Origin of the sequence: Nonomuraea sp. KM90 (assembly GCF_052246675.1) — a bacterium.
GTDB lineage: Bacteria > Actinomycetota > Actinomycetes > Streptosporangiales > Streptosporangiaceae > Nonomuraea.
Genome location: NZ_JBQQCB010000077.1, coordinates 43639 through 53332 on the forward strand (window position 1 = coordinate 43639; position 9694 = coordinate 53332).

Genomic DNA, 9694 nt, shown 5'->3' on the forward strand with positions numbered 1-9694 from the left:
CCGCAGGCCACGATCCGGGCCCCACGAGGCGATCACATTGCGACCCCCAGCATGTCCCAGCGGCTGGTGACAGCCAGCGGCTCGACTGCCGCAACAGCGATGAGGCCGCGGATCGGCGCGACGGTCCATCGTGCCCCGCCGGCGCGGGCCAGATACAGCTTGAGCGGTGCGACGTAGCCGCGGTCGTCCAGTAGTACGGTGCGCACGCTGCTGCCCTTGCCGCAGATCCGCGTGTGTTCGTCGTCCAGGCGCAGATCCAGGTCCTCGACGTACAGGCCGCAGACCTCGGGGGAGCGGGCGCCGCACACGTAGGCGGTCTCGAACAGCACCCGGTCGCGCAGCCGGTCCAGCGGCGCCTCCTCGCGCGGCCTCCGCGAGCAGATCACCACCAGTACCTTGGCGACGTTGGCGGCCTCGGCCGGGCCCGCACGGCGCCTCGTAATCTCGGAAGTGAATCCGGACGCCTATGAGAGTTCGGAGCGCATAATCTCGAAACTCACATCTGGGAGTGTATTTCCGAGATTGCACTAATCTCGGAAACGCGAGGATAACGGCCAGGCGGTCGGACGATCAGCGCTCTGTCGCGTGCGACCGTAGCGGCATCGAGCGGCTGTCCGTCCAGGGTGGCACCCGTCCCGGGTCAGGTGGAGGCCGGCCACTAACCTGTCGGGGTGGGATGGGATCTGGGCGAGCTTGTCGCGAAGTATGACGTACCGGGCGCACAGGTTGCCGTGCTGGCCAACGGGGAGATCCGGGACGAGGCTGCGGGCGTGCTGAGTCTGCGCACCCGGGTCGAGGCCACGACCGACTCGGTGTTCAAGATCGGCTCGATCACCAAGATCTGGACGGCCACGCTGATCCAGCAACTGGTCGACGACGGTGTGCTGGATCTCGACCGTCCTGTCCGCGACTACCTGCCCGGCTTTCGGTTGAGCGACCCAGCTGCCACCGCCTTCCTGACCGCCCGCCACCTGCTCACCCACACCGGCGGTATCGACGGCAACCACTTCACCGACACCGGTCGCAACGACGACGCGATCGAGAAGTTCGTCGCCACCCTCGCCGAGGCGGACCAGCTCCTCCCGCCGGGCACCGTCTTCTCCTACTCCAACAGCGGATACGTGGTGCTCGGCAGGCTGGTGGAGGTGTTGCGCGGCAAGCCCTTCCACGACGTGCTCCGCGAACGCCTGGTGATACCACTGGGCCTGCACACCGCCGCTACCGACACCTACGAGGCGATCCTGCACCGTGCCGCGGTCGGCCACATCCAGACCGGCGGAGAGGTCGTTCCGGCGAAGGAGTGGGCGGTCCGCTACTACTGCGCGCCCAGCGGCTCGCACCTCGCGATCAGCGCGCGCGACCTGCTGGAGTTCGTCCTCCTGCACCTCACCGACCCTGCGCTGGCGGCACTGCGCGAACCCCAGGTTGAATCCGTCCCGGACTTCGGTGGCGGTGTCATCGGCTGGGGACTTGGCTGGATGCTCTACCAGGACGGCGTCGTCGGCCATACCGGTGTCTCCAAGGGTCAGAAGGCATGGCTTCGCGTCGTGCCATCGGCGGGTGTGGCGGTGGCCGTGCTGACCAACAGCACGGGTGGTGCGCCATTGGCCTACGAGATCTTCGGTGCGGCGCTCAGGGACCTTGCCGGCGTCGAGACGGCGCCACTACCCGTGCCGCCCTTGAACCCGACAGGGATCGACGCGGACCGCATGTGCGGCACCTACCGCTCCACCCTGTACGACATCACCCTCACCAGCGAGCACGACCGCGCGATCCTCACCTACCGCCCACGCAACGAGATCGCCGAGTCCTTGCTCGGCGGGTCCGAGAACCGGGTCGAGGTGGTCCGTCTCAACGACAGCTCGGTCATCACCGTCGAACCGAAGTCCGGCGGCCACCAGGTCCTGTCCCTGGTCGGCTCCGACGGGCACGGCCGCGCCCGCTTCCTGCACAACGGCGCCGCCGCCTACCGGATCGCCTGATGGTCACGGGCCCCGAACTCCAAGGCCACGGTGAATCCGGCGAGTGAAGTCTCTCTTGGCTGTGAAGGTTTTCAACGCGCTGCCCAGTCGCGGTCGCGGGCGGGCGGCGCGGATCTCGGCGTCGGCGACCTTGTCGTCCAGCAGCGCGTACAGTTGCGTCGTCTCAGCAGAAGCGTGGCCGAGACGGCGGCGTCGTAGGACAGCGGCCCGCACCGGCCGTTGATCGAGGCGCGAAACAGCGGCCCGGCGGTGTAGCCGGCGCGGGCCAGGTAGAGCTTGAGCAGGGCGACGTAGCCGCGGTCGTCCAGCAGAACGGTGCGCACGCCGCCGCCCTTGCCGTGGATGCGGACGTGTTCATCGTCCAGGCGCAGGTCGAGGTCCTTGACGGCCTTGACGGTGTCGATCCGGTCCATCGGGTTGGCGGCCAGCAGTTCGTGGCGGACGCCCCACTTGGCGAAGGAGGCGACGGTGGCGCGCTTGCGCTTGCGGCTGGCCGGCGACAGCTCGGTGAGCTCGGCCAGGAACGCCCGGACGGGGGCGCGGTCAGCTCGGCGATGTCCTCCCCGTGGTGGGCGGCGAAGGCAATCAGGTTGCCGCGGTAGGCGCGCCGGGTGTGGGCGGAGGCGCCGGCGTTGGCCAGGTCGGTGAGGAAGTCGTCGAGATGGCGGGCGAGCGGGTGGGCACGGCCGAGTTGCTCGGCGATGACTGGATCCATTCGGTACGCCCCCATCATCCGCCGAGTTGCCAGATAACCCGGAAACACGTGCCGCTGCGGCGCCGATCGTGGTGGCGAGGACCCAGCCCGCGACCGTGAGCACCAGTGTGGCGATCTTCGCCGGCCCGACAGGGTCAACAAGCAGTGTCATGTCCCAGACTCATCAGCGGGATGAGCAGGTCCAGGCAGTATATGAAGGGGTCCCAGGCCGGATGCCCGTCGGCCTTGATCGGGCACAGGCCCGCTGTGGGTCCGCAGGTGGCGTGGGTGGACAGGAGGGTGCCGGCCAGAAGCAGGGCCAGCACGCCGGCGACGGCCTGGCCGGGCTGGTAGCCGTACCCGACGGTGATGTCCTGCAGCAAGCCCCACGCCCGCCAGATCCGTCCGCGTGCGCGTGCGGTGCGCCGGAGCTTCTCCCGTGGCAGCCCGTCCCGCCGCAGCGATCCCGCGCGATGACCCCGGCGTTCCTGCTGCATCACCAGTACCTGCCCGGCGTGTGCGTGCTCGCGCTGGCCGGCGAGCTTGACCGCACCAACAGCGGCGAGCTGACCGCCTACCTGAAACAGGCCCGCCGCCCCGGTGATCACGTGGTCGCCGACCTGGCCGAACTGTCCTTCATGGACAGCTCCGGCCTGCACATCCTGCTGGACTGCCATCGAACCTGCCTCGCCGAGGGCGCGAGCCGGCATCTCGCCGCGGCCTATGGCGTCCCCGCCCGCGTGCTCGAGGTAGGAGACAAGAGAATCTTCTCCGCTGCAGCCGGGTTCGCCTGATCTGGAATGCTGGCAGGCGTGTTTGGTGACCGTGTAATGAACGTGGTGGCGGCGGCCGTCACCCATCAGGGGCGCTTGCTCGTCGTAAGCAAGAAGGTGGCGCCGGAGGTGTTTTACCTACCCGGAGGAAAGCCTGAAGCCGGGGAGAGCCCGCGGGAGACCCTGGTTCGGGAACTGAACGAGGAACTCGGGGTCGCGCCGCGCGATATGGACCTGCTCGGCCAGGTCGAGGACATGGCAGCGATTGAGGGCGTGCCGATGCGCATGACGGTCTTCACGGCCAGACTGGCCGGACGTCCGAAGGCCGCCGCGGAGCTTGCCGCTCTGGGATGGACCGATGGGCGTGACAGTTATGGACCTCGCTTGGCCCCAGCGGTTCGTAACCAGGTGCTTCCCCTGCTCATCCAGACGGGAGCCCTCGTTCTTGACGAGCCAAAATGTTGACCCACCCAATCACCTTCCAACATGAACGCCCCGTGATCACGTAGGCGATCACGGGGTCGCCTCTGTTTGATCTACTTCGCCAACAGTGTCTCCACCCGCCCCCCTTGGCTGTCGCGGCAGGATCGGTCGCAGGCCAGCGACGACCTCGTGGATCGCGGCGCGGCGGGCCGCCCCCTCGACGCGCTCCATGTCGTCGAGGGCGATGTTCTCCCTGGCCGTGAGGTCGTAGCTGGTGGCGTCCTGGAAGACGGCGCGGATCCGGTGCCGCAGCTCGTTCGGGCTCCCGCAGGTCGACGCCGTCCCGCAGGTTCGCCTCCCGCGTCGGGTCGTAGAACCGGCAGAGCAGTTTGACCAGGGGGTCGTCTTGCCCGCGCCGTTGAGCCCAACCAGCGCGGTGGGGCGCCCGACCGGCAGCACGATGTTCGCGCCGCGCAGGTTCCACGGCTGGTCGTCGCCGTAGCGGAACCACACGTCCCGGAACTCCACCCCTTCCGCAACGGGGGCGTCGGCGCTGGCAGAGGAGGCAGCGGCAGGTCAGGGGCGGAGCCGACCACGGCCAGGTAGTGCTCGAAGAGCAGCAGCGCCTGGTGCGCGGACACGACGTGCGAGACGATCGTGGCCAGCGAGCCCTGCACCGCCCCGATGGCGGCGACCACCAGCGCGACGTCGCCGACGCTCAGCAGGCCCGACGCGGCAGAGCGCGCCGCCCACAGAAGCAGGCCGCCGGCCACGACGGCGCCGAGGACCGCGAGCCCGCCCTGGACGGCCCCTCCCGCCGGTTGATGCGACGGCTCGCCGTCTGGATCGTACGGATCTCGCCGGCCATCCACCGCCACAGGTACGGCCCGGCGCCGTACAGGCGCAGTTCCTTGACCACCTGGCCGTTGGTCAGCAAGTCGGAATAGAAGACCTCCCGCCTGGTCGCCTGCCCGGTCCGCGCTACCATCTCCGCCCGCCGCCGGCTGAACGCGAGTTCGGCGAGCAGCGGAGGCACCGCGGCGAGCAGCACGGTCACTGCCATCCATGGACCGAGGAGCACCAGCGTGCCGGCGAAGCCGGCTACCGTGAGCGCCGCCTGGACGATGCCCAGGCCGCTGTCCACGACGGCCCCGGGACCGCTCGCTCCGCTCGACCGGGCGTGCTGGATGCGGTCGAGAAAGCGAGGGTCCTCGAAACGCGGCAGCCCGACGAAGCGGTCACCGGCGGCGTACAGGCTAGGCGTAGTGCCGCGTCAGGCAACGTTTGCGACGTTCGTCGTTGACCCTGAGCCGACGGTAGGTGACGTGGCACCGTGCATCGAAGTCGAGCGTTATGGGCGCCGTCCCGTTGCGAATCTGAACGCCCCGAGCGCCGAATTGGTCGCGCGCTCGGTCTGCGGTCTGGTTCGCATCACGACGGTGTTGAGTAGGTGGGATCGGGCGCCGATGAGAAATGGCGCCGACAGTCGTCTAAGTAGACGTCCGGTGAAAACGCGCTGCGCGCATCAAGGGAGAGCAACAAGATGAGACCACTTCGATACTCGATCAACGTCACGCTCGACGGCTGCTGCCATCACGAGGCAGGGCTCCCCCCGGACGAGGAGTCGATGCGCTACTGGACCGCTGAGATGGAGCGAGCCGATGCCCTGCTATTCGGCCGGGTGACCTACGAGATGATGGAGTCGGCGTGGCGGAAGCCTGCCACGGACACGTGGCCTGACTGGATGGATGAGTGGCAGATCCCGTTCGCCGAGACCATCGACCGGGCGAAGAAGTACGTCGTGTCGAGCACGCTGAGCGGGGTCGATTGGAATGCCGAGCTGCTGCGAGGCGACTTGGGGCAAGCGGTTCAGCGGCTCAAGCAGGAGTCAGGCGAGGGCCTGTGGGTGGGTGGCGTGACGCTCCCCCTGGCGTTGGCAGATCTGGGACTGATCGACGAGTACGAGTTCCTTGTGCAGCCGGTCCTTGCCGGACACGGGCCGACGTTGCTCGCCGGTCTGCGCGAGCGCATCCAGCTTGAGCCCGTGGACCGCCGTGAGTTCCGGTCGGGGGCGGTCGCCCTGCGATACCGGCCCACGCGAGTTACGGCTTGACGTGATTTATTCTGGCATGTTGGCCGCGCTGGCCGTGCCCCCGAACGCGCGGACATATCGACGGGGGACATCGCCTCGAGGTGCCGGTAGCGGACAGGGCAAACGTTGCCTGACGTGACAGTAGCGTTGAGGTACACCCTCCGCTCGGTCTCCGCCCGCAGGTAGCGGGCCGCGTGAGGCAGGAACGAGGCGACGCCGACGGCAGCAAGGGCCGCGGCCGGCGTCAACGACTCGGACCAGCCGGTGACACCGGAGGCGAGCAGGTCGATCACCAGCTTGGTCAGCCACACGATCGCCACCGGGGCGAGACCGCCCAGGACGGAGAGCAGGAGGTAGGCGGTTATGGGGCCGGGCGCGGCTCGCCAGACGAACGCCAGCGCCTGTCCCCCCGTACGTATCGACACGACCGCGAGATCAGCGGGCGGCCGGGAAGCCTGTCACCGCGAACGCGTGCTGGAGCGGTCCGTGGTCGGGCTCGACCACGACGGAGGCCACCTGCCGGAGCGGCTCGGCCAACTCGCCCGTCTCGTCGGCGGTACCAGCCACCACCGCCAGCACGGAGCCGCTGCCTTCCTGGCGGCCAGCGGCATACTGCAAGAAGTCGGGCAGGCGCTCCTTGCGAAGACCGCAGGGCGGGGAGAAGAAGCCCACCAGGGCGTGGTCACCCAGCTCCGCGAGAGTGACCGACTGACCGTCCGTCGTCGTCGCCTCGAACGCCGCGATGGGCGAGCCGGCGGCGAGCGCGATCTCGCCGCCGAGTACGTTCGCCCCTTGTGCCTTGGCGCGCAGGTCGGGCAGCACGGCGGTGTGCTCGCTCATCCGGCGTACGACACCGAACGTGAGCAGCAGGTCGGCCGCGACGAGCAGTCCGACCAAAAGGTGATCATGTTTCCCATCGGTTCTCCTGTGCGGGTTGCGCGCTGCGGGCGAACAGCGCGAAGAGGTCGTCCATCCTGGTCACCAGGAGGCTGACGGCGGCCCCGGCCAGCAGTTCGACGAGCTGATCCACTGGTGCCGACGGAACCGGTGGCGCAGCGAATCGCCCGGTCGATGTCGTCCTGGTCGAGCCGCTGGACGAGCCCGTAAGGATGCTGGCCGATGCGGATGCCGCGGGTCGGGTTGCGGAGGATGCTGCGCCGTTTGCGGCAGAACGCGAACAGCGATCGGGCCGCAACCAGGAAGTTCGAGCGGTGAAATCCCTGCATCCCGTCGAGGATCGAAGTGAGGTCCTCCCGAGTGACTTCCCGCACGTGTTCGTATCGGTCCGACCAGTGCAGCAGCGTGGGACGCAGCCGGTTCACCTGGATCCAGACCGACTTGATGTTGCGGGGCTTGATCCGGGGGGCGGCGTCGCGCAGAGCCCCGGGCCCAGGCCTCGACGTCGTCTCGGATGCCTGGGGCGAGTCCTCCGAGCTTGGCTTCCAGCCACCCGTCAAAGGCCGGCGGCCGGTCATCGCCGAACGCCCCCATCTCCTGGAGCACCTCGAGGGTCCGCTCGACGGTGATGCCCAGCGCGCGCAGCGCGGGGGCCACACCTCCGAGTAGTAGACGACGTCGAGGCAGGTATGCTGGGACAACACGATGACCAGAGCGCGCCGGACGGCGAATCGAACACCACGTCGGACCTCAGGCAGTGGGGGTGGCTTGGGCCGGGAAGAACGTTTTGATAGCCGGGGCCCCGGCCGGCCGGGTGCCCTTGGCGGTGGCGCGTAGCACCTTGCCGAAGTACGTATCGGCGTCGGCCGGTTCCATCTCCCACAGCGGCCGGCCGAACCAGGCCCGCACCTGCTCCAGATGCACCATGTCGGAGGAGATCGTCCCGTCCGACAGCCCCGCCGCCGCCCGGGCCAGCACGAACCCGGCCAGCACGTCGGTCTCCAGCGCCTCCAGGTCCTCCACAGTGGCCAGGGCACGCGCCACACGCAGATCCTTCACCACGGCCACCGCCAACTCCGGCCGCCTCGCCTTCACCCTCATAGGAAGACGAACGACCAGGGACGACAGATCCTCAGAATCCCCGAAATCTCATCAACGTCTGCAGAAGCCGGAGCTTCAACCAAAAACGCCCAGGTCCTGGGGCTAGAGAGGCCGAAAAAGCCCAATGGAACTCAAGGGTTATCAGGTAATCCGCGCACCGATCGGCGCGGACCGTCCCGCGCCGCCGGAGCCCTGGCGGCTAGCAGGTAGTGGCGGCTTACCGCTGGCCGCATCCCCGGACGGGCGCTGGCCGCGATGCCCGCCGGCCCGTTCGCGGCGAGGCTGGAAGCACGAGAACAGAGGATAGGGGCGATTCTGATGACGCGGGTGTCCGAGATGCTCGGAGCCTCGGTACGGCGGGCCGCGCTGACCGCTGCCGCGGGCGGGCTCCTGGCCGTGGCTATGGCCGCGGCGGTGGTGCCGTTGCCGTACGTGCCGTTGATCGGCTGGGATGCGGCGGCCGTGGTGTTCCTGGCGGTCACCTGGGCGCGGATCGCCTGGCTCGACGGCCCGCAGACGGCCGCCGACGTGGACCGGGAGGATCCCACGCGCGCGGGTGCGGACGTGGCCGTGGTCGTCGCGGCGGTGGCCAGCCTGGCGGCGGTGGGCTACATGATCATGATCGCCGGAACCGGGGAAGCCTTGGTCGTGGGCCTTGGCGTCGCCAGCGTCGTGGCGTCGTGGGCGGTCGTGCACACGATCTTCAGGCTGCGGTACGCGCTGATGTACTACTCCTCGGGCGGCGAGGGCATCGACTTCCACACCGGCGACCCCAGCGGGGCCCAGCCGCGCTTCACCGACTTCGCCTATCTGGCCTTCACCGTCGGGATGACGTTCCAGGTCTCCGACACCGAGTTGCGCACCTCCGCGTTCCGCTCGACGGTGCTGCGCCAGGCCCTGCTGTCGTACCTGTTCGGGACGGTCATCGTGGCCCTGACCATCAACCTCGTCGCGGGCCTGGGCCGATGACCGCGCCGGCGGTACGCACGAGAGGGTTCCAGCTAGCGGGAATGCCCCGCGCCCTGCCGGGGTGGGAGCCTGGGGAGGTGGAGTTGCGCTGCCTGATCGTCGATGACAGCCGGCGGTTCGTGGAGGCCGCGAGCCGGCTGCTGGAGTTGCAGGGCGTCCGGGTCGTCGGGACGGCCGAGACCGGAGGCCAGGCGTTGGAGCTGGCCTCGGCGCTGCGGCCCGACGTCGCGCTGGTCGACGTCGGGCTGGGCGAGGAGAGCGGCTTCGACGTGGCCGGCCGCCTGGAAGCCGTCCCGGTCATCATGATCTCGACCCAGGACGCCGACGACTTCGCCCAGCTGGTGGAGGCGAGCCAGGCGGTCGGGTTCCTGCCGAAGGCGCGGCTGTCGGGGCCGGCGATCCGCGAGCTGCTCAGCGGGCATCGAGGAAGGTGAGCACGGCCAGCACCCGGCGGTGGTCGTCGTCGGCCTCGGTCAGGCCGAGCTTGGTGAGAATGCTGCGTACGTGCTTCTCCACCGTGCCCTCGGTCACCCACAACCGGCGGGCGATGCCGGCGTTCGAGCGGCCCTCGGCCATCAGCGACAACACCTCGCGCTCGCGCGTGCTGAGCACGTCCAGCGGGTCGTTGCGGCGCCGCGCCTGTCGCGAGGCCAAGGTTCCCGGGCGTCGCGGCGGCCCGAACGTGGTCACCTTGTCGGGCCGTCGGATGGATCAGTACGCCGCCACGACGATCAACCGGCGGCTGGCAGCCATCTCGGGGCTG

General features: G+C 69.0%; 15 protein-coding genes. 6 read left to right on the top strand and 9 right to left on the bottom strand.

Annotation, left to right across the window (positions count from 1 at the left end; all coding sequences use genetic code 11):
- Positions 1-32: 32 nt before the first annotated feature.
- Positions 33-386, bottom strand: coding sequence for a hypothetical protein (locus ACTWPW_RS43700; protein WP_443172179.1), 354 nt, complete (start codon positions 384-386; stop codon positions 33-35).
- Between the two features lie 285 nt (positions 387-671).
- Between ACTWPW_RS43700 and ACTWPW_RS43705 the strand changes: the two genes are divergently transcribed.
- Positions 672-1982, top strand: coding sequence for a serine hydrolase domain-containing protein (locus ACTWPW_RS43705; RefSeq protein WP_443172180.1), 1311 nt, complete (start codon positions 672-674; stop codon positions 1980-1982).
- Positions 1983-2053: 71 nt separating this feature from the next.
- Here ACTWPW_RS43705 and ACTWPW_RS43710 read toward each other — a convergent pair whose 3' ends face one another.
- Together ACTWPW_RS43710 and ACTWPW_RS43715 are read right to left on the bottom strand one after the other, a co-directional pair.
- Positions 2054-2395, bottom strand: a complete 342-nt coding sequence (locus tag ACTWPW_RS43710; protein WP_443172181.1) for a hypothetical protein — start codon at positions 2393-2395, stop codon at positions 2054-2056.
- Positions 2396-2831: 436 nt separating this feature from the next.
- Positions 2832-3059 carry a hypothetical protein gene (locus ACTWPW_RS43715; protein WP_443172182.1) on the bottom strand — a complete coding sequence of 76 codons (228 nt, stop codon included), beginning with the start codon at positions 3057-3059 and terminating at the stop codon, positions 2832-2834.
- 90 nt (positions 3060-3149) lie between these two features.
- On the opposite strand from ACTWPW_RS43715, the gene ACTWPW_RS43720 reads away from it, so the two are divergent.
- Both ACTWPW_RS43720 and ACTWPW_RS43725 read left to right on the top strand, forming a co-directional pair.
- Positions 3150-3470 (top strand): STAS domain-containing protein, encoded by a 321-nt coding sequence (locus ACTWPW_RS43720; protein WP_443172183.1) that lies wholly within the window; start codon positions 3150-3152, stop codon positions 3468-3470.
- Positions 3471-3506: 36 nt separating this feature from the next.
- On the top strand, positions 3507-3914 hold the full coding sequence (locus ACTWPW_RS43725; protein ID WP_443172184.1) for an NUDIX hydrolase: 408 nt from the start codon (positions 3507-3509) through the stop codon (positions 3912-3914).
- 48 nt (positions 3915-3962) lie between these two features.
- Here the strand turns inward: ACTWPW_RS43725 and ACTWPW_RS43730 are convergent, their stop codons facing one another.
- Together ACTWPW_RS43730 and ACTWPW_RS43735 are read right to left on the bottom strand one after the other, a co-directional pair.
- A complete protein-coding gene (locus tag ACTWPW_RS43730; RefSeq protein WP_443172185.1) occupies positions 3963-4400 on the bottom strand; it encodes an ATP-binding cassette domain-containing protein in 438 nt (145 codons plus the stop codon).
- Between the two features lie 190 nt (positions 4401-4590).
- On the bottom strand, positions 4591-5016 hold the full coding sequence (locus ACTWPW_RS43735; RefSeq protein ID WP_443172186.1) for a hypothetical protein: 426 nt from the start codon (positions 5014-5016) through the stop codon (positions 4591-4593).
- 399 nt (positions 5017-5415) lie between these two features.
- On the opposite strand from ACTWPW_RS43735, the gene ACTWPW_RS43740 reads away from it, so the two are divergent.
- Positions 5416-5985 (top strand): dihydrofolate reductase family protein, encoded by a 570-nt coding sequence (locus ACTWPW_RS43740; protein ID WP_443172187.1) that lies wholly within the window; start codon positions 5416-5418, stop codon positions 5983-5985.
- 414 nt (positions 5986-6399) lie between these two features.
- On the opposite strand, the gene ACTWPW_RS43745 is transcribed toward ACTWPW_RS43740, so the two are convergent.
- The 3 genes from ACTWPW_RS43745 to ACTWPW_RS43755 form a co-directional block, all read right to left on the bottom strand.
- Positions 6400-6861: a hypothetical protein gene (locus ACTWPW_RS43745; RefSeq protein ID WP_443172188.1), complete on the bottom strand. Its 462-nt coding sequence runs from the start codon at positions 6859-6861 to the stop codon at positions 6400-6402.
- A gap of 7 nt (positions 6862-6868) precedes the next feature.
- Positions 6869-6994 (bottom strand): hypothetical protein, encoded by a 126-nt coding sequence (locus ACTWPW_RS43750; protein ID WP_443172189.1) that lies wholly within the window; start codon positions 6992-6994, stop codon positions 6869-6871.
- A 617-nt stretch (positions 6995-7611) separates the two neighbouring features.
- Entirely contained in the window at positions 7612-7920 is a 309-nt protein-coding gene (locus ACTWPW_RS43755; RefSeq protein ID WP_443172190.1) for a hypothetical protein, read from the bottom strand.
- Between the two features lie 360 nt (positions 7921-8280).
- On the opposite strand from ACTWPW_RS43755, the gene ACTWPW_RS43760 reads away from it, so the two are divergent.
- Entirely contained in the window at positions 8281-8931 is a 651-nt protein-coding gene (locus ACTWPW_RS43760; RefSeq protein WP_443172191.1) for a DUF1345 domain-containing protein, read from the top strand.
- A gap of 77 nt (positions 8932-9008) precedes the next feature.
- Positions 9009-9365, top strand: coding sequence for a response regulator (locus ACTWPW_RS43765; protein WP_443172192.1), 357 nt, complete (start codon positions 9009-9011; stop codon positions 9363-9365).
- On the opposite strand, the gene ACTWPW_RS43770 is transcribed toward ACTWPW_RS43765, so the two are convergent.
- Positions 9343-9585, bottom strand: coding sequence for a helix-turn-helix domain-containing protein (locus ACTWPW_RS43770; protein ID WP_443172193.1), 243 nt, complete (start codon positions 9583-9585; stop codon positions 9343-9345). The two genes, ACTWPW_RS43765 and ACTWPW_RS43770, sit on opposite strands and share 23 nt — an antisense overlap.
- Positions 9586-9694: the final 109 nt, after the last annotated feature.

Coding starts and splice junctions, on each gene's coding strand:
- ACTWPW_RS43710 (WP_443172181.1), bottom strand. CDS start 2,395: ATGGACCGGATCGACACCGTCAAGGCCGTCAAGGACCTCGACCTGCGC.
- ACTWPW_RS43720 (WP_443172183.1), top strand. CDS start 3,150: ATGACCCCGGCGTTCCTGCTGCATCACCAGTACCTGCCCGGCGTGTGC.
- ACTWPW_RS43725 (WP_443172184.1), top strand. CDS start 3,507: ATGAACGTGGTGGCGGCGGCCGTCACCCATCAGGGGCGCTTGCTCGTC.
- ACTWPW_RS43740 (WP_443172187.1), top strand. CDS start 5,416: ATGAGACCACTTCGATACTCGATCAACGTCACGCTCGACGGCTGCTGC.
- ACTWPW_RS43760 (WP_443172191.1), top strand. CDS start 8,281: ATGACGCGGGTGTCCGAGATGCTCGGAGCCTCGGTACGGCGGGCCGCG.